Here is an 18,339-nt window from a genome sequence, read left to right as displayed (position 1 = left end):
CAAATAAATTAGTGATGACTCTTTTATTATTTAACTACAGCTTGGTTTCCTTTTACATGTTCATTATTTACACTCATAAATTCTTCAATTTCTTCAACTTCCCTAATGATATCTTTTGACAAGTTTTCATACCCGTCTTTCGTTACAAGAATGTCATCTTCAATACGAATTCCAATTGATTCTCCTTCAATATAAAGACCAGGTTCAATTGTTATAACCATACCTTCTTCTAACACTCTATCTTTATATGTTCCTACATCATGTGTATCTAAACCAAGGAAATGGCTGACACCATGATAATAGTATTTTGATAACTCTTCATCTTCTTGAATTAAACCAATTGCTTTACACTCTTCTGCCAGTACCTTTTTTGTATGCTCATTTAATGCAGCGAACTTTAATCCTGGCTTAATAATCTCTGTTGTTTCTTTTAATGCTTTTAATACAATATTATAAATTTGTTTTTGGCGACTAGAGAATGTTCCATTTGCCGGGAATGTATAACTAATATCAGCGTTATAGTAGTCTTTTTGAGCACCTAAATCTAGTAATACTAAGTCACCATTTTGAATTTGTGCATCATTATCTTCATAATGAAGAACTGTAGCATTTTTCCCACTCGCCAAAATTGTATTGAACGCACGGTACTTAATGCCAGATGACTTCAGTGTAAAATCAAATTGTGCTTCTAATTCATACTCCATCATGCCTGCTTTTGCATGCTTAAGTACGTTGTAAATACCGTCTTTCGTTATAGCAATCGCTTCTTTAATAATTTCAATTTCTTCCTCTGTTTTAAATACTCGTAATTCACAAATGTTCGGATATACATTACCAATTGTTACGTGTGGGTATTTTTCTCTTACATGTTTAGCAAATGCTAATGTTTTTGTCTCCGTACCATTCCAATCACGACGTTCTATATCTAAATATAGATGCTTCGCATTTTCTGTAAAAAGTATATTTGACATTGTCTTTTCAAAGCTATCTAAATATATAACTTTCTTTATACCTGAAATTTTCTCTGCTTCTTCGTTAGAAACTGTTTTACCGACCCATTTTTCCATTACTGGATCTGCCTTTTCAATGAAAAGTGTTTCTTCAACACTACTTCCAACCTTTTTCAGCATAAAAATAACATTTGGTTCATCGATTCCCGTTAAGTAGTAAAAATTACGATTCGGTACAAATTTATAATGTGCATCAGCTGACATATGCGGTGCTTGTCCCGCAAATAAAATCGTAATAGATCCCTCTGGTAATGTGTTTGCTAATCGTTCTCTATTTTGAGCAAAAAATGTTGATTTCATGATAATCCCCCTAGCGTTCTATGTATGATTAAAAAACTAATGATCTAATCAATTCATTTTATTATTGTTACAATTTTTCGTCAATTAATAGTACTCATAGAAAAAGGAAAATCCCCCCTTACTAGTGCCCATCTAATCTACATTATGCATACCACTCCACAATTTCTTGACATTTATTCCATATACTTAAAATCTCATATATAGGAAAGGAGCCACAACTTTGAAACATTATGTAGCAACAGGGTTAGCAATTACTTCCTTATTCATAATTACTGGATGTTCTAGCAACACCGAAACAGCACCCGTGAAGAAAGAAACGGTGCAATCTGAGTCAAAAAATATAGAAACAGCAAATACGAGTCCGCAAGACTTCTATAAAGAAATTACATCTGGAAAAATCGAGCACATTCACGGAATTGGCTATGCAGGAAATATATCTGGGGTTTCTATCGCCACTCATAGCGGGATAAAAGTTTATCAAGATGGAAAATGGCTTGAAACTAAGACTGGATTACATGATTATATGGGGTTTCAGGCAACGAAGAACGGGTTCTTTGCCAGCGGTCATCCTGAACCAGGAGCAGATTTAAAAAATCCTTTAGGATTAATGAAAAGTTCTGATGGCGGTAATACACTTGAAAAGCTAGCGTTTTACGGAGAATCTGATTTTCATAACCTTGCTGTCGGATATAATACAGAAGCAATTTATTTATACAATGAGCGTCCAAATTCTAAATTACAACAAGGTTTTTATTTCAGTACGAACAACGGACAAGATTGGGAAAATAGTAAGTTAAAAGGTCTTTCAAGTACGATTCATTCCTTTTCCGTACATCCGAATCAATCTAGTGTAGTCGCAGTAAGTGCCAAAGACGGTGTTTACTTATCTACAGATTACGGAAATACGTTTGAAATATTCGCTAAATCACTTGAATCGACCGCAATTACATTAAGTAATGAAGATGTTATTTACGCGCCTATCAATAAGCAAATCGTAACGAAGAAATCAATTGCTACAAATGAGGAGACAAACATACAAATTCCACCTTTAGATCCTAAAGATACAATTATGTATATATCACAAAACCCTCAAAATTCAGCTGAAATTGTATTTGCTACAATGAAAGCAAATGTGTTCCTTTCTACGGATGAGGGTAAAACATGGAAGCAGCTTACTAAAGAAGGAACATTCCAAATTAATTAGAAGGGTGAATATAACGTGTTTTCAATAATTAGTGAATGGAGCTATCAACTCATGTCTCCTTTAATAGATGTCGCGAATGCTACGAAATCAGTACCTCTTTTATTTGCGTTTTTATTAGGCATTGTAGGTACACTTGCTCCTTGCCAATTAACAGGAAACATTAGCGCTATTACACTTTATGGAAATCAATCTTTACAAAAGGGACATACCTGGAAACATATACTGTTATTCATTTTAGGAAAAGTAATAGCTTTTACGACACTTGGACTTTTAGTCTGGTTATTAGGAAAAGAAATTCAACAAACATTAACTTTGTATTTCCCATGGTTACGCAAACTGATCGGACCTTTATTAATAATAATAGGTCTAATATTATCAGATATTATAAGAGGAAGAAATTTCTTCTCTACCCTTTTCCCTATTAAATTTATTCGAAAACAAAATGAAGTCAGCTCATTTTTACTTGGTTTTTTCTTTTCTTTAGCTTTCTGTCCGACTATGTTTGTGCTATTTTTCGGAACGTTACTCCCTTTATCTTTACCCTATAATTACGGGTACTTGTTTCCTACATTCTTTTCGATAGGAACTGCTCTGCCTATCGTCGTATTAATGTCCATCATCTCCTATCTAGGATTAAATGGGGCACTACTTAAAAAGAGCCGAAAAATAGGAAAAAACATTCAACGTATAGCCGGTGTTCTCCTTATTTTAATCGGACTTTATGATACTGCTCTATATTGGTAATACATACAAAAAGGTAAGTTCAATTCATTTGAACTTACCTTTTTTAAAAATTATATTTAACTCTTCTACATGTCCTTTTGCTTCATCTCCCACTTTTTATACAGTAGTACTGCACCAAATAAAAATACTCCAGCAACAAATGAAGCTACTGGTAACATTTTTATCATTTCATCAGGAAATACGAGTGGCAATAATGGAAATGCATACGCTGCTGGAATACGTACTCCAACGATTTTTAATAAAATAACCATTAATATCATATTTAATAACGTGACTACAATCCATGAATCAATTGCAAAATACAATAAAGTTCCAACAGTTGCCGATGCAGTTAATACTAATATTTGTTTAAAAGCCATTTTTTCATTATACATCGGCTTTTGAAGTGATTCATACACAACAACTAATATTGGTGGAATAACTGCTAATTGTTCATAACCAGTTATCCAGCATAAACTGATCCATACGAAATTTAGTATTAGAAATACAGTCATATATTTATACTGTATTTGCACTTTTCGCTCAATACCGTTGTTCAATTTAAATATAAGAACACCTATCATTAAAATAAATGTTAAAGCAAATACCGCGATAACAAATGACCATTCCGTCGCATTTGTTACTAACGGTAATAAACCTGTCGCAATGGATGGTGCTAAATTGGATTGAATAACACATAAAAACAACATCATTAATATAAGTGTTAAGCTAACTTTTCCTATATAGGAAATATCCATTTGATTCACTGCAAAACCAATAACAGCTGTTATTGACGGTGCAATAAAGATTTTTTCTGGTTGTCTTAACCATCCTGGCTCGCGATACGCCCATAAAGCAATTGCCATCGCTGCTATTTCCGGCAAAATGACTTCTGGATCATTTAATAACACACCAGCTGTTACCATAGCTAAAATAAATAAAATAGCAATCGTATATGAGATGATTGTTTCTTTCTTTGAAATTACTGCATTCATTATTGCATACTCCTTTTTACTTATTACTTTCATAATGTAAAACAACAACTCTTTATACCCTACCATAGTATTGTATATTAGCATCTTTTCTATTTCAAGTATTAGTATTCATTTACATCCTCTCTCATCCATACACATACAAAACAAAGCATTTTATAGACATTGACACTTATTAAAAGATAGGTTACAATAACTATACATTAGTAAGTAGCTAATGTAATTATATCTAACTAGAGGTGAAACAAATGAAAAACATTTTATTCCGTATTAACGAATTGTCAAAAAAAGAAAAAGCGAATGGATTAACAGTTGATGAAAAACAAGAACAACAAATGTTGCGCCAAAACTATACACAAACATTTCGTGGAAGCTTAGATTCCATTTTATTAAACACAAAAATTGTTGATCAAAATGGTCTTAACGTTACACCTGCTGCATTACAAGATGCTCAAATACGTTTAAAATTAAGCAAATGAGTTCCGCGCTAAAGAATTCTAATAAAACATAAAAAGAGCTGGATTTCCTATATAGAAATTCCAGCTCTTTTTATTGTCTTTTTTAATTTAGTAAACGAGCGATACATCGCAATTCTCCACGACACAATCATCGCAAATGCAAGTAAGAAAAACATGCCGCTTAACTCTGCCAAATCAATTGATTGGCTTAAATATGACTTTAATGCCACGCGTACAGCTAATAAGCCTACTAAAATAAATATGAATGCTTTTGACGGTTTCATAAATATATGTTCGCCTTTTATTTCGAACTTAGTTGTTTTAATAAGAAAAATAGAAAAGATAAGCCCTATACTAATTGCCTCAACTATTTCTAACGATGTTAATCGAAACTCTGGTAAAAAGTACATCGTTGCGCCTGTACTCATAAAAATTGGCGGCAATATAATTTTCTTTTTCGTTACCGGCTTTTTCGCTGCTTTAAAGCGCAGAAACATGACACCAACAGCCATACAAACCGCTAAAATACTTGATAAAAGTGCTATCATACTCTTCCCACTCCTATCTATTTAAAAGACTTTTTGAGCAAAATCATAAACCAAACGAGCCCGACACTTATAATAACATGACCTAATCCAGCCATATGGCTTAAACCGTAAAAGTCAGTTCCATTTACTTGTAGAAGACCTCTCCATAGCATTGTAGCAATAGTAAAGATTACTCCTACATTATAAACAACAAACCATGCACAAAAGCTCTTTGTTTCTTGTACATGAAACACTTTACATAAGGCTAAAGCAATTAAAAAGAATACAAAACCGAGCACTAATACATGTGTATGCACTAATTGCAACATTGTGGATCCTTTAATTCCTTGTGCTTTCGAATACTCTCTTGCAAATACACCTGATAATAAACCAATAATTAAGTAAATAAATGCCGCATTATATAATTTCTTCATTCTATTCCTCCTGTTGTAAACTTTCTATATTCGCTGCAATTATTTTAAGCAAAGTTTATGAACGGAGTATGAACAAAATATTACATTCAATTTTTGAAAATAAAAAAGCCATTCCACAAATAATAATTGTAGAATGGCTTTTCAATTTATTTTAAATCTTCTATTGAGAAAGCACCTGGCAGTAACTGCTCAACAGTCACTTCTTTTTCATCACCTTTTACATTCGTTAATAATACAGGCATTTTCGGATCACAGAATTCAGCAATTACTTGTCTACACGCACCACATGGTGAAATCGGTCCATCAGTTTCTCCTGTAATAACTAAGTAACTAAAATCGCGCTCACCTTCTGATACTGCTTTAAATATTGCTGTTCTTTCTGCACAGTTACATAAACCGTAAGAAGCATTTTCTATATTACAACCAGTATAGATTTTCCCTTCTTTCGTAACTAACGCTGCGCCAACAGGAAATTTAGAATACGGAATATACGCTTTCGATAACATCTTGTTTGCTTCTTCAATATATTTTTTCTTACCCATATTATTTCCCCCTCAAAGTAAACGAAATGATGATTAGTCAGTAATAACTGTATGAACTAATTTAGGAGCCACTGCTGTTTCAGCGATAGAGATGTTCTCATAAATTTTTGCTTTTACATCTTCTACATTTTCACGATTTGCGTAGATTGTTACGAATGGCTCGCCTTCTTTTACTGCATCGCCAACTTTTTTACGTAACATTAATCCTACTGCTAAATCGATTTCATCTTCCTTCGTTGCACGACCTGCACCAAGTAACATAGCTGCAATACCAATCTCATCTGCAACAATGTTAGAAATAACACCTGAAGTTTTTGCAGGTACATCAATTACATACTTCGCCTGTGGCATTTTTTCTGGATTGTCTACAATTGAGCTATCTCCGCCTTGATTGCTTAAGAACTCTTTAAACTTCTCAGTTGCTTTTCCGTTTTTCATCACTTCAATTAGCATTTCACGAGCTTCTTCTAACGTATTTGCTTTTTTCGCAAGTACGACCATTTGGCTACCTAATACAAGTACTAATTCTGTTAAATCTTCTGGACCTTCACCTTTTAACGTATCAATCGCTTCTTTTACTTCTAGAGCGTTACCAATCGCAAAACCAAGCGGTTGTGACATGTCTGAAATAACAGCCATAGTTTGACGTCCTACATTATTTCCGATACGTACCATTGCATGTGCTAATTCTTTTGCATCTTCTTCTGTTTTCATAAATGCACCAGCACCTGTTTTTACATCAAGTACGATTGCGTCAGCACCTGCTGCAATTTTTTTACTCATAATTGAACTTGCAATGAGAGGAATTGAGTTAACCGTTCCTGTTACATCGCGTAATGCATAAATCTTTTTATCTGCAGGTGTTAAGTTTCCTGTTTGTCCAATAACAGCTACTTTGTCACGGTTTACAATATCAATGAACTGCTCTTTCGTAATTTCAACGTGGAATCCTTCTACCGCTTCTAATTTATCAATTGTTCCGCCTGTATGTCCTAAACCACGACCAGACATTTTTGCTACTGGTACATCTAAAGCAGCTACTAATGGTCCTAATACTAATGTTGTCGTATCACCAACACCGCCAGTTGAATGTTTATCTACTTTAATTCCTTCAATTGCTGACAAGTCGATCGTTTCACCAGACTCAACCATCGCCATCGTTAAATCTGCACGTTCGCGATCTGTCATATCTTTAAAGAAGATTGCCATTGCAAGCGCACTCACTTGATAATCAGGAATACTTCCGTCTGTATATCCATTAATAAAGAAGTTGATTTCTTCAGTCGTTAATTCTTTGCCGTCACGTTTTTTTGCAATAATATCTACCATTCTCATTACAATCACCATTCCTTTTTATATGATACGAATCTATTAAAATAATAAGCCAACGATTGTTGCTGATAAGAAACTTACTAATGTTGCACCAAATAGTAATTTCAAACCAAATCTTGCGACTACATTCCCTTGCTTTTCATTTAAGCTCTTAACCGCCCCTGCAATAATCCCAATTGAAGAGAAGTTTGCAAATGAAACTAAGAATACAGATATAATCGCTGTCGTTCTATCTGAGAAATTAAAGTTTCCTTGTGCTAAATCTGTCATAGCGACAAATTCATTCGATACTAATTTTGTTGCCATAATATTTCCGGCATTAACTGCTTCATGCCAAGGTACACCCATAATAAATGCAAATGGTGCAAATACATAACCAAGAATTTCTTGGAATGAAATACCGATTACACCTTTAAATACTGCATTAATGAATGCGATAAGAGCAACGAAACCGACTAACATAGCTGCTACTGTAATCGCAACTTTAAATCCATCAATAATGTATTCCCCTAATACTTCAAAGAAAGTCTTTTTCTCTTCTTCTTGTACTTCTAACATATCTTCTTCCTCAGTAACTTCATACGGGTTAATGATAGAAGCAATGATGAAGCCACCGAATAAGTTAAGCACTAAAGCGGTTACAACATATTGCGGTTTTAATAACACCATATATGATCCGACGATAGACATTGAAACGGTAGACATTGCAGATGCACATAATGTATACATTCTTTTCTCTGGCAATAACCCTAATTGTTTCTTAACTGAAATAAACACTTCAGATTGTCCTAAAATCGCAGAAGCAACTGCATTATATGATTCTAGTTTCCCCATTCCATTTACTTTACTTAATGCTAGACCGATAGATTTCACAATAATAGGTAATACTTTAATGTGTTGCAAAATACCTATTAAAGCTGATATAAATACGATTGGCATTAATACACTTAAAAAGAACGAAAACTCTTTTTGATTTACTAATCCACCAAATACGAAATTCACACCATCAGCGGCATATTTTAATAACTCTCCAAAACCATCTGCTATTCCGCTAATTAATATATTCCCTACACTTGTATTTAATAATAAAAACCCCAAAATAAATTGTAATATAACCATCGTTATGATTGGGCGATATTTGACTTTCTTTCTATTATTACTAGCAAGCCAAGCGATACCTAAAATCAATACGAGGCCAAAAATACCAATTAAGTATTTCATAAGCCGTCTCCTCCCATTCGTATCCGCTTACATTTTTTTCAATTATTAAAGCAATAGATACACTTTACTTTGTGTATCTATTGCTCTTCACTTCATTAATGATTAGTAGTTATCTGTAGCACCTTTTGCATCATTTAATACGATTGCAACACTAGCACTTGCTCCAACGCGAGAAGCTCCAGCAGCTACCATTTTGTCTGCATCTTCACGTGTACGAACACCGCCAGATGCTTTTACACCAACGTTTGGTCCTACTGTTTTACGCATTAATGCGATATCTTCAGCAGTTGCTCCGCCAGTTGAGAATCCAGTTGAAGTTTTTACGAAGTCAGCACCAGCTTTTACTGATAATTCACAAGCGCGTACTTTCTCTTCATCTGTTAATAGGCAAGTTTCAATGATTACTTTTACAAGAGCTTTTCCTTTTGCTGCTTGTACTACTTCATAAATGTCTTTTTCAACAAGTTCGTTGTCACCATCTTTTAAAGCGCCTACGTTGATTACCATATCAACTTCAGTTGCACCTTTTGCAATAGCATCTTTTGTTTCAAATGCTTTTGTTTCAGTCGTGCTTGCTCCTAATGGGAAACCGATTACAGTACAAACGTCTACATCATGTCCAGCTAGTTCATCAGCCGCTAATTTTACCCATGTTGGGTTAATACAAACAGAAGCGAATTTATATTCCTTTGCTTCTTCGATTACTTTCATAACATCTTCTTTAGTAGTATTAGCTTTTAAAATTGTATGGTCAATTAACTTTGCAATGTTCATTATCTTCACTCCTCATATCTTTTAACAACTTCATTCTAACTCTTAGTTGAACAAATGTAAATACACTTTTGAAATTTTGTTCATTCTTTTTTAAAAGGAATTTTCTTGTAGTAAATAAAGCGCATTCTAACAAAGAACATTTCAAATATATAATCAAAATTTTTATGTTAACAATGGTAGTATGTATCTCCATATCCATAATTATTTTTAAAAAGGCAATTTGTGTTCAAAAAAACTCCTATCATTCATACATAACAAAATAAAAGGCGTTCTCAAAATTAACATCTTGAGAACGCCTTTTATTTCTAATCTTTTTGATAATGTAACAATTCTTTTGCTGTATGCTGATCGATAATTAATACATTTGCATACCCGCCACGTAACGCACCATCAATTGCTTTGATTTTTCTATTACCACCTGCAACTAAAATAGAGCGTTTCTTTAATTTCAGTTCTTCTAACTCAATTCCAATGGTCCGCTTATTAATTTCTTCACTACTAATATTTCCGTCCCCATCAAAGAATCGTGAACAAATGTCACCGACCGATTGTTTTTTGAGTAAACTCGTTTCATCCTTATCGAAATAACCTAATCGGAATAATAGCGCTTCGTCTCGCACTGTTCCTACAGTGAAAATTGCAATATTCGCTTGTTTCCCCATTTCGATAATGTGATGAATATGTCGATCCTGCTCTACTAATTCTTTTGTCACTGCATTATCAAATATAACTGGAAGGGGGAGATTTCTTGGCGTCGTTTGAAAAGCATCTGCAAATAAAGCGATTGTTTCATTCGCATATGTATTTACACTCGAATGACTAATACCACCTTTTAACTGAACAACCTCTACCCCTTTTACATGTTGCGGTACGATTTTTCTAGCGATTTCATACATCGTCATTCCCCAGCTTACACCAACAATATCACCGTTTTTAACCGTCTTTTCCATATACTCAGCTGCATATTTGCTAATATACTCTGTAATCGTTGCATATTCCGGAACTGGAGAAAATACAACATGTGCCTCTAATAAGTTATACTTTTCTTTCAGTAAATTCCCGACGTTATCTAAATCCGCAAATGGATCAGCGATGCTAATTTGAACAAACCCTTTTTCTTTCGCGTACTTTAACAATCTAGAAATTGTTGGTCTTGAAATATTTAATTTGTTAGCAATTTCTTGCTGACTATAATCTGATTGATAATATAATCTTGCAACTTCAACGCTTAATTGTTGTTTATCTTTTTCCATAGTAACTCATTACAAATCCCTTCCTGTATTTCCCTTTCGTTACAAGCATTATACAGCTTTATGTAAAAAAATTCGACTACCGAATTTTATCTATCTGAACTTCTACTACACTTAATATATAATGAAAACTTATTGTGTAGATTTACAAACTCAATATAGATACGCTTGAAACATGTAAATCAATTAACATTTAATTCACATTTTTTCTGTAGTAACGATAACAAAGCCGTTCAATAAGAAACATGAAACATCATCTAAAAACTATTCAAATACCCCTTATAAACAGAAGTTACTATTTATAAGGGGTATTTACTCAATTTAATTTTATAAAAATTGGATGGAAACAATGCAAGTTCTCACTTATTTAGAATAAGTGAAAAGATGATGTTTTATTTGTTCAATAAAATAATGATGGTGTATATTATCGTTAGATACTCGACTTGCCATAATAGCCCCCTCCATTGAAGAGGCAAGAAAGGAAGCGAGTGATATAACCTCTATATCTTCTTTAAATTCTTGTTTCTCTATTCCTTCTTTTATGAGAGAAGCCATTAACATTACTGTATCATCATAACCTTTTGCTGCTGCTTTTTGTAATTCTGGAAATACTCCAGTACTTTCAATGGCACTATTAAGTAATGGACAGCCTCCAGCAATAGGAGGATTATTAGCTGCATCTTGATATACAAGGAAAATTGCAAGGATTTTATCAATTGCTGTCTTTTTATTTTCCATTGCTTTATGAAAATGACTCCACATAATCTCACCACTTTTGTCGTAGGCAGCAAGGACAATTTCTTCTTTACTTTTGAATCTACGATAAATAGATCCTTTAGGTAGTTCAGTAGCTGTCATTATATCCTGGATGGATGTGCGAGTTATCCCATTAGTATTAAATAAATATAAAGATGTTTCAATAATTTTTTCTTTAACCTTATCAACTTTAGTCATGCTTTGTAATCCTCCTAATGAAAACGATCCTAATATTCTAGGTAATGTTTACCCTCTATTTTCTTAATTTTTTGTAAGTATAAATAAGTTTGGAACAGAAATATCTTATCAATCCCTATCTTATGGAAACCTCAAACAATACAGTTTGAAAAGAAGTTAATCAAATTGTATTACCTACATAAATTAAGTGAATTTTCTGTCAAAACAACATGACCAATTGTTTAATTCAGTCATATTATACAACTAATTTTATCTAAAATCGTAGAGGTGTAAAAATATATAGTTAATTTTAATGTATAGACATATGATTATTATATATAATTTTTATCAATATGTTTAGCTAAAGTGTTTGAACTACTCCCACTTTCACTTCATTCTATAAAAGATTAACCATTAATGATTACTGGAATTAAATTGTAACAAAGCAACTGAAATATAAATATATTTGCTTTTTTCCATTTTGATTTTGTTAATACTTTATAAAAAGGGTTTAAAAAACTAGAAACTTGTAGTATCATTAGATTTCGATTCGGACCGAACCGTCCGGTTTATAATCTTATATAAATATATTTAGAAGGAGAGCGTTATGCAGAAAGAAAAATCAAAAATTATAGGTAATTTAATTATGGGGGCAATACAGTGAACTTTATAAAAATGAATAAAAAAGAAATCATTATGCTAATAATCTTTACACTGTTTGTACCATTTCAAATTGGCTTGTACATACTATTTGGCATATCACTTTTAGCTAATGTCAATTTAGTTGAATCAGAATTTGTTCTTAGTGCCATCGGTTTTACTGTACCTGCTATTGTAGGAATCATTTGCTTTAGGAAAGAAATTATTGAAAGTTTTACTTATTTTAAAGAGAAGACAATTTTGAAAATAGTAAGTATTCCTATGGTAGTTTTATTTACGTTAATTGTGGAACAATGTGTTATGCATTTTCTAGCAACTGGTCAACCAGAGAACCAAGAGCAGCTCCTTGAAACGGGTGCAGAGGTACCTCTTGTATTTACATTGCTTGTATTTGGTATTCTGGGTCCAACACTTGAAGAAATTGTGTTTCGCCACATATTAATAAATCGTTTTTCTTACCATATTGGTACTGCTATTGCATCTATCATTTCGATTATGATTTTTACACTTCTTCATACGAACCAACTTGCGGATATTGCTATTTATTTACCTGGATCGTTGATACTTACTGCGGCTTATCTTATTTCTAAAAGATCCATTGCATATGTTATAGCGATACACATGTTAAACAATTGCCTTGCTTTCATTCTGTAAGAAACTAGACTTGTTTCTGATGCCAAAAATATTCTATGTTTCTATCAAGCATTTTTGGCACCAGAACTACTTTTTCTATGACATAAGAAAGCTAATCAAAAATTATAAAATATTAGGAGAGTGTCAGTCATGATTGTAACAACAACTTCTGGAATTCAAGGTAAAGAGATTATTGAGTATATTGATATTGTAAATGGTGAAGCTATTATGGGTGCAAATATTGTCCGCGATGTATTCGCTTCCGTTCGTGATGTTGTCGGTGGCCGTGTTGGTGCTTATGAAAGTAAACTAAAAGACGCTCGTGATATTGCAATGGGCGAAATGAAAGAACTTGCAAAAGAAAAGGGTGCGAACGCTATCGTTGGTATTGACGTAGATTACGAAGTTGTTCGTGATGGAATGTTAATGGTTGCTGTCAGTGGTACAGCTGTACGTATATAAGTAAATAAAAAAACGGTTCCTCTTGGAATTTATACTTTGAGGGGAAATCCTGATTCTGTTGCAGATTTTAAAGAATAAAACGAGAAATAATCAACTTTTTTATTTCTCGTTTTATCTACATATTTATTTTTGGAAAAACAATCTAACTCCAAATACTAATAATACGGCGCCTGTAATACCCTCTATTGTACGGTTCACTCTTTCTTTTCTTAAAAAAGTTCTTAATTGACGTATGAGTGAGATGTAAAGTAAATACCATATTGCTGTCAAAGTCGTAAATGTGAGTCCTAACAAAAGAAATTGGAAGAAATGATTTTGATTACTCACAATAAATTGGGGTAAAAAACTAAGGAAAAATACAGCGGTTTTTGGATTTAAAATTGCCGTAGTAAATCCTTGTCTAAAGCTTTTAATTGCCCCAATATCCTTAGAGTCCATTTCTGCTGAACCTGACATATCTTCTTTTTTATGTAAGGCACTTTTAATTGACTTTACAGCTAAATAAATTAAATAAACAGCCCCAGCATATTTTATAAATGTAAATAACATAGCAAATTTCATTAAGATAGCAGAAAGTCCTAACGTAGCCATTATTGTATGAATCATCATTCCAGATATCGTTCCTAAAACAGTCTTTATCCCGCCATTTTTACCATGCGAGATAGTATTTTTTGTAACTAGCGCAAAACCAGGACCAGGCATGATTATGATTAACATTGCTGTAAGGATAAATAACAAATAATTTTCCATGTTGTAGTATTTCCTCTCCAATTTTTAGTTTTTCTTACAGTATAGCTTTTTTCATTAAAACATTACATATAAAAGACTTGATCAGAAATTTATTTAGGTTATTCGTATCAATTTGATTAACTATTACCCAATAGCCACATTGATAAAACACATGACAAACTTATATATAATTGCAAGCTCAACTCTCACAAAAAACAGGATAAAAAATAAACAGCAGAACTAGTCCACTGTTTACTTTGCCACACCTTCATGTAATTTTTCTGTATAATCCTTTACATCTTTCCAGCTATCTTTCGCTGTATGTAAATCTTCTTTTATAAACGTAAACTCTTCCGGACTAATTCCTTTTACGTTTTGTAATAAATTATTATACTTTGCACCTACTGTATACCATTGATTTGATATGTTTTGTAGTGCTGTAATTGCTGCATCAATTGTTTCTGTCATGTTTGTTGTTTTATTTTTTACATCAGTCAAAATTACGACTTCTGCTTGTGCTCCTGAAATTCTATCTTTTAAATTGGCGATTTCTCTTTCTGCATTTGCGATATCTTTTTTCGCAACCGCAATCATCGGCCCGCCAGCAAGACATGTTATTAGAGCTACGCAAAGTACGCCACCAGCAATGACCATATCATTACTCTTTTTAATCGAATCGTTATATGTATTTATTTGTTGCTCTAGAGCTGGAATACCAGCATTCGTACTTGCCAATATCGCTGTTAACTGATTTGTATCCTCTTTGAAACTATTTGTATCTTTCGCCATTCTATCGCGAAAAGCTTTCAAATTTCCTAATAATCCATCTACCTCATTTTGATTCTTTACAATATCCGCATACAACTTTTCTAAATCCGCTTTTAATTTTCCACTATCCTTTTGATCAATCGCTATTAACATGTCATTATAATACGATTGAAAAGTATTATTGTAATTTATAATATTTTGATCTGTTTTCATAATTTGAGGCTTCATATTATTTAACCAATATGCTGCATTAATTTTTGCATCTCTTTGATGCTGAATCATATTCCCTTTAAATTCACTATTAATCGAACTTATTTTACTTAAATCCGTCTCTTGTTGATTTTGAATTAATTTTGCATATGAATCCATTGCAAATATGCTTGATGTCGTTTGTGCCATTACATCTTGGAATCCTGCTGGTCCAAGAGAATAGTTTTTCACATTTTCTTGTAGCACCGTTACATTTTGTTCTGCTGCAAAAGGATGTAAAGGAAATGCGTTACTCGTTGCCACCCCAGCAATCATTACCGCTAAAAGACATTTTTTATAAAATCGTTTCTGCATATTTTTCACCTATTCTCTTTATAAGGATATCAAAAGCTCCTGCTCACAACTGAACAGGAGCTTCAAATCATTCATCAACACTTAACGCCCTAACGATTCGTATTCGATTATGCTTTTTTCGTATCTACTACTTTAATATCTTCAGCATAAATCTTTTCTGCATAGTCTTTAATGTTTTTCCAGCTATCTTTCGCAATGTTTAAATCTTCTTTAATGAAAACAAGATCGTTTGGACTAATTGAATCCACATTTTGAAGTAAAGAATTGTATTTTGATCCCATTGTATACCATTGGTTTGAAATGTTTTGCAACGCTGTAATTGCAGTATCAATCGTATTTGTTAAATACTCAGTTTGTGTTTTAATGTTCGTTAACCCAGCTACTTCTAATTGAGCAGTTGTAATTTGTCCAGTTATTTTTTGAATTTCAGCTTGTGCATTGTCAAGTTCTTTCTTCGCTAATACGATACCAGCTGTACCACCGCCTACAGCTGCTGCACCACCTGCAATTAATGCGACTCCTAGCGGTGTTCCTGCGCCCGTAGCAATAACTACTGCACCACCAATAATTGCAATTGGTCCTAGAGCTGTCGCAACAGATGAACCGATAATAATTGCATTATATTTACTAATTGCTTCATTGTACGTTGTAATTTGATTTTGCAGAAGTGGAATCCCTGCATCTTGACTAGCTAATATAGATGTAATTTGATTTGCATCACCCTTGAAGTTTTGCGTATCCGACGTCATTTTATTTCGGAATTTTTTCAAGTCTTCTACTAACTGATCCACTTGCGCTTTATTTTCATTAATACTACTTGATAATCTAGTTAGGCCTTTCGTAAGAGTCGCTTTATCTTTTGCATCTACCGCAGCAACTAAAGTATCATAATAGTTTTGGAATTTTGTATTGTAGTTAATGATGTTTTGATTCGTTGAAATAAGCTGTGGCTTTAATACATCTAACCATTGCTTCGCATTTCCTCTAGCTGTATCTTGGTGCTGAATCACTTTTCCTTTTAAAGCTGCATCAACAGTCGATACATTTCCAAAGTTAACATTACCTTGTTTAATAATTGTTAAAGCATACAGATCCATTACTAAAGCATTTGAACCTGTTCTTTCCATTGCATCTTTCAAGCCTTCTGGTCCTAATGAATATTCTTCATAGTCATTATAAGCTTTTGCTACCGCATGAACTGGAGCTTGTTTCACTGTACTTTCAGCTGCATACGTATGAGCCGGCATAATATTTCCTGCTGCAAATACTGCCATAAGTGCTGATAGAGCCATTACTTTATATGGTTTTTTTGTCATTTTTCTTCTCTCCCTATATCGCTAATTATTTTTCTATTTAATGTACTTCAACGTTTGTAACGTAATCTTCAAATTGATTTGTTTGCTTATTCATTTCATCACTTACTTTTTTAATTTGATTAAAATGTTTTTGAAGTAAACTACTGTCTGTATACGTGCCTTCTTCAACATTTGTTTGAATTTGAATCATATTATTATTTAAAACTTTCCAATCCGTTAATAACGTTTCTAAAGTTGTAATTTGACGATCAATTAATTCTGTAAAGCTATTTACTTGATCTTCAACGAATGTAATTTGAGTCGCCTCTGCTTCAGTTTGTGATAACTTTTGAATAAGTGGCAATAACTCTTTTTGCTTTTGCTGAATGCGAAAAGCTGCTTCTCTCGTTTGACTATCTGCAGCATTTACAATTTCATTACTTAAAGTACCGATAGAAACAAAATCGATTGTTTTCGTTTGTGCAGTTTGATTTGTGATTGTAAATACTTGTTTACCGATATTAATAGAACCTTTAATGATTTCTTGAGGTCTATTCAAAATAGTAGTTAGTTCAGCTTGAATTTCCCCTTGAATTCTTTTAATATCTTCTCTTAATTTCACAATATCTCCACTTGATCCTTGCAGTGTTTTTATTGCTTCATCGGCTTTAATTGATAAGTTGTTACTATCTTTGTCTAATACTGTTTTAAATCGATTTAACTCTAATAAATCTTGCTCCATACTCTCTTGGATGCTCTGTACTTGCAATTGTAATTTTCCATATGCACTCATAAAATCTGTTTTTGCTTGCTGATCTTCATTTACATTTCCTGCTAGTTCATAGAGCTTACTATAATAACTATTGAATCTAGTGCTGTATCTCATCATCTCTTGATTTAAGTCAATTAGCTTCGGATTATATTCATCAATCCACTCTCGTACATTCGCCTTTGCAAACTTTTGATGATTCGTTAAGCTACTCATCGCATTTACCTTAATGTCTGGCTGTTGCAAAATAATTAATCCGTATGCTTGAATAAGCGGTGATTGTGATCCTAACATTCTAATTGAATTGGATAATGTATTTGGAGCAATTACATTTTGCGCATATACTGTTTTCACTTCCGTTTGCCCCCCCTTAGCGTAAGCGCTTACAGGAATGAAGCAACTCGTAGATACCGCTGTAACCAATAACCCTGTAATTAAAGTCTTTTTCACTTTAACTCCTCCTATGTATTAGCAACTATTACTATCGCATTTTATTATTCTATTTTCTTGCCCATAATTTGAGATGGTTAAAATAGAGAACGTTCTCAACGTGATCTATGTATGAACCACCTCTCTCGTATTGCTACAGTACTTACTTATCGTCACAAAACATTTTATTATTTTTCATATGTGTTTAGTATGAATAATATTGTATAAATTTTCTATTTCATCGAAATTCCCACATTCACACAGTGAATATATTACATAAAAATATTATTCATTTTAAACTAAACAACATACGTAAATATGAAATTTCAT

19 protein-coding genes are annotated in these 18,339 nt (G+C 33.0%); 5 read left to right on the top strand and 14 right to left on the bottom strand.

The features are described from left to right. Nucleotides 1-26 precede the first annotated feature (26 nt). Nucleotides 27-1,310 (bottom strand): aminopeptidase P family protein, encoded by a 1,284-nt coding sequence (locus N2V80_RS09215; protein WP_061654542.1) that lies wholly within the window; start codon nt 1,308-1,310, stop codon nt 27-29. A gap of 220 nt (nt 1,311-1,530) precedes the next feature. Here N2V80_RS09215 and N2V80_RS09210 point away from each other — a divergent pair, with 220 nt between their 5' ends. Both N2V80_RS09210 and N2V80_RS09205 read left to right on the top strand, forming a co-directional pair. After that, nucleotides 1,531-2,514 (top strand): F510_1955 family glycosylhydrolase, encoded by a 984-nt coding sequence (locus N2V80_RS09210; protein ID WP_061654543.1) that lies wholly within the window; start codon nt 1,531-1,533, stop codon nt 2,512-2,514. A 15-nt stretch (nt 2,515-2,529) separates the two neighbouring features. Continuing rightward, entirely contained in the window at nt 2,530-3,258 is a 729-nt protein-coding gene (locus N2V80_RS09205) for an urease accessory protein UreH domain-containing protein (RefSeq protein WP_002061125.1), read from the top strand. A 65-nt stretch (nt 3,259-3,323) separates the two neighbouring features. Here the strand turns inward: N2V80_RS09205 and N2V80_RS09200 are convergent, their stop codons facing one another. After that, on the bottom strand, nt 3,324-4,232 hold the full coding sequence (locus N2V80_RS09200; protein WP_000994720.1) for an HPP family protein: 909 nt from the start codon (nt 4,230-4,232) through the stop codon (nt 3,324-3,326). Between the two features lie 245 nt (nt 4,233-4,477). Here N2V80_RS09200 and N2V80_RS09195 point away from each other — a divergent pair, with 245 nt between their 5' ends. Then, on the top strand, nt 4,478-4,708 hold the full coding sequence (locus N2V80_RS09195; RefSeq protein ID WP_000789773.1) for a DUF896 domain-containing protein: 231 nt from the start codon (nt 4,478-4,480) through the stop codon (nt 4,706-4,708). 47 nt (nt 4,709-4,755) lie between these two features. On the opposite strand, the gene N2V80_RS09190 is transcribed toward N2V80_RS09195, so the two are convergent. From N2V80_RS09190 to N2V80_RS09155, 8 genes are all read right to left on the bottom strand, one after another. Further along, nucleotides 4,756-5,235, bottom strand: coding sequence for a CcdC family protein (locus N2V80_RS09190; protein ID WP_000561046.1), 480 nt, complete (start codon nt 5,233-5,235; stop codon nt 4,756-4,758). Between the two features lie 17 nt (nt 5,236-5,252). Continuing rightward, nucleotides 5,253-5,648: a DUF2871 domain-containing protein gene (locus N2V80_RS09185; RefSeq protein WP_000737863.1), complete on the bottom strand. Its 396-nt coding sequence runs from the start codon at nt 5,646-5,648 to the stop codon at nt 5,253-5,255. A gap of 146 nt (nt 5,649-5,794) precedes the next feature. Continuing rightward, complete coding sequence (locus N2V80_RS09180) at nt 5,795-6,190, bottom strand: cytidine deaminase (protein WP_000516778.1); 396 nt, start codon at nt 6,188-6,190, stop codon at nt 5,795-5,797. Nucleotides 6,191-6,223: 33 nt separating this feature from the next. Then, nucleotides 6,224-7,525, bottom strand: a complete 1,302-nt coding sequence (locus N2V80_RS09175) for a pyrimidine-nucleoside phosphorylase (RefSeq protein WP_061654544.1) — start codon at nt 7,523-7,525, stop codon at nt 6,224-6,226. Between the two features lie 36 nt (nt 7,526-7,561). After that, nucleotides 7,562-8,743: a NupC/NupG family nucleoside CNT transporter gene (locus N2V80_RS09170; RefSeq protein WP_000876173.1), complete on the bottom strand. Its 1,182-nt coding sequence runs from the start codon at nt 8,741-8,743 to the stop codon at nt 7,562-7,564. A 102-nt stretch (nt 8,744-8,845) separates the two neighbouring features. Then, nucleotides 8,846-9,517 (bottom strand): deoxyribose-phosphate aldolase, encoded by a 672-nt coding sequence (deoC, locus tag N2V80_RS09165; protein WP_001017441.1) that lies wholly within the window; start codon nt 9,515-9,517, stop codon nt 8,846-8,848. 305 nt (nt 9,518-9,822) lie between these two features. Further along, nucleotides 9,823-10,770, bottom strand: a complete 948-nt coding sequence (locus tag N2V80_RS09160) for a sugar-binding transcriptional regulator (protein WP_000409782.1) — start codon at nt 10,768-10,770, stop codon at nt 9,823-9,825. A 360-nt stretch (nt 10,771-11,130) separates the two neighbouring features. After that, on the bottom strand, nt 11,131-11,721 hold the full coding sequence (locus N2V80_RS09155) for a TetR/AcrR family transcriptional regulator (RefSeq protein WP_000169648.1): 591 nt from the start codon (nt 11,719-11,721) through the stop codon (nt 11,131-11,133). Nucleotides 11,722-12,360: 639 nt separating this feature from the next. Between N2V80_RS09155 and N2V80_RS09150 the strand changes: the two genes are divergently transcribed. Then, entirely contained in the window at nt 12,361-13,014 is a 654-nt protein-coding gene (locus N2V80_RS09150; RefSeq protein WP_001009295.1) for a CPBP family intramembrane glutamic endopeptidase, read from the top strand. 129 nt (nt 13,015-13,143) lie between these two features. Beyond that, the gene (locus N2V80_RS09145) at nt 13,144-13,455 is read left to right on the top strand and encodes a heavy metal-binding domain-containing protein (protein WP_000637518.1); all 312 of its coding nucleotides are present in this window, start codon (nt 13,144-13,146) and stop codon (nt 13,453-13,455) included. Between the two features lie 123 nt (nt 13,456-13,578). Here the strand turns inward: N2V80_RS09145 and N2V80_RS09140 are convergent, their stop codons facing one another. The 4 genes from N2V80_RS09140 to nheA form a co-directional block, all read right to left on the bottom strand. Continuing rightward, nucleotides 13,579-14,205 (bottom strand): LysE family translocator, encoded by a 627-nt coding sequence (locus tag N2V80_RS09140; protein WP_000432986.1) that lies wholly within the window; start codon nt 14,203-14,205, stop codon nt 13,579-13,581. Nucleotides 14,206-14,436: 231 nt separating this feature from the next. Further along, nucleotides 14,437-15,516, bottom strand: coding sequence for a non-hemolytic enterotoxin NHE subunit C (nheC, locus tag N2V80_RS09135; protein ID WP_001171989.1), 1,080 nt, complete (start codon nt 15,514-15,516; stop codon nt 14,437-14,439). Nucleotides 15,517-15,623: 107 nt separating this feature from the next. After that, the gene (gene nheB, locus N2V80_RS09130; protein WP_000162975.1) at nt 15,624-16,832 is read right to left on the bottom strand and encodes a non-hemolytic enterotoxin NHE subunit B; all 1,209 of its coding nucleotides are present in this window, start codon (nt 16,830-16,832) and stop codon (nt 15,624-15,626) included. 37 nt (nt 16,833-16,869) lie between these two features. Next, entirely contained in the window at nt 16,870-18,030 is a 1,161-nt protein-coding gene (nheA, locus tag N2V80_RS09125; RefSeq protein WP_061654545.1) for a non-hemolytic enterotoxin NHE subunit A, read from the bottom strand. Between the last annotated feature and the right edge of the window lie 309 nt (nt 18,031-18,339).

Origin of the sequence: Bacillus sp. FSL W8-0640, assembly GCF_038007725.1 — a bacterium.
Lineage (GTDB): Bacteria > Bacillota > Bacilli > Bacillales > Bacillaceae_G > Bacillus_A > Bacillus_A cereus.
The sequence above is the reverse complement of the archived record's forward strand: the minus strand, read 5'-3'. Positions and strand labels throughout refer to the sequence as shown.

Bases quoted from the DNA above. Each gene is read 5' to 3' on its own strand.
- N2V80_RS09215 (WP_061654542.1), bottom strand. From the start codon at position 1,310: ATGAAATCAACATTTTTTGCTCAAAATAGAGAACGATTAGCAAACACA.
- N2V80_RS09200 (WP_000994720.1), bottom strand. From the start codon at position 4,232: ATGAATGCAGTAATTTCAAAGAAAGAAACAATCATCTCATATACGATT.
- N2V80_RS09195 (WP_000789773.1), top strand. From the start codon at position 4,478: ATGAAAAACATTTTATTCCGTATTAACGAATTGTCAAAAAAAGAAAAA.
- N2V80_RS09190 (WP_000561046.1), bottom strand. From the start codon at position 5,235: ATGATAGCACTTTTATCAAGTATTTTAGCGGTTTGTATGGCTGTTGGT.
- N2V80_RS09185 (WP_000737863.1), bottom strand. From the start codon at position 5,648: ATGAAGAAATTATATAATGCGGCATTTATTTACTTAATTATTGGTTTA.
- N2V80_RS09180 (WP_000516778.1), bottom strand. From the start codon at position 6,190: ATGGGTAAGAAAAAATATATTGAAGAAGCAAACAAGATGTTATCGAAA.
- N2V80_RS09175 (WP_061654544.1), bottom strand. From the start codon at position 7,525: ATGAGAATGGTAGATATTATTGCAAAAAAACGTGACGGCAAAGAATTA.
- N2V80_RS09170 (WP_000876173.1), bottom strand. From the start codon at position 8,743: ATGAAATACTTAATTGGTATTTTTGGCCTCGTATTGATTTTAGGTATC.
- deoC (WP_001017441.1), bottom strand. From the start codon at position 9,517: ATGAACATTGCAAAGTTAATTGACCATACAATTTTAAAAGCTAATACT.
- N2V80_RS09160 (WP_000409782.1), bottom strand. From the start codon at position 10,770: ATGGAAAAAGATAAACAACAATTAAGCGTTGAAGTTGCAAGATTATAT.
- N2V80_RS09155 (WP_000169648.1), bottom strand. From the start codon at position 11,721: ATGACTAAAGTTGATAAGGTTAAAGAAAAAATTATTGAAACATCTTTA.
- N2V80_RS09145 (WP_000637518.1), top strand. From the start codon at position 13,144: ATGATTGTAACAACAACTTCTGGAATTCAAGGTAAAGAGATTATTGAG.
- N2V80_RS09140 (WP_000432986.1), bottom strand. From the start codon at position 14,205: ATGGAAAATTATTTGTTATTTATCCTTACAGCAATGTTAATCATAATC.
- nheC (WP_001171989.1), bottom strand. From the start codon at position 15,516: ATGCAGAAACGATTTTATAAAAAATGTCTTTTAGCGGTAATGATTGCT.
- nheB (WP_000162975.1), bottom strand. From the start codon at position 16,832: ATGACAAAAAAACCATATAAAGTAATGGCTCTATCAGCACTTATGGCA.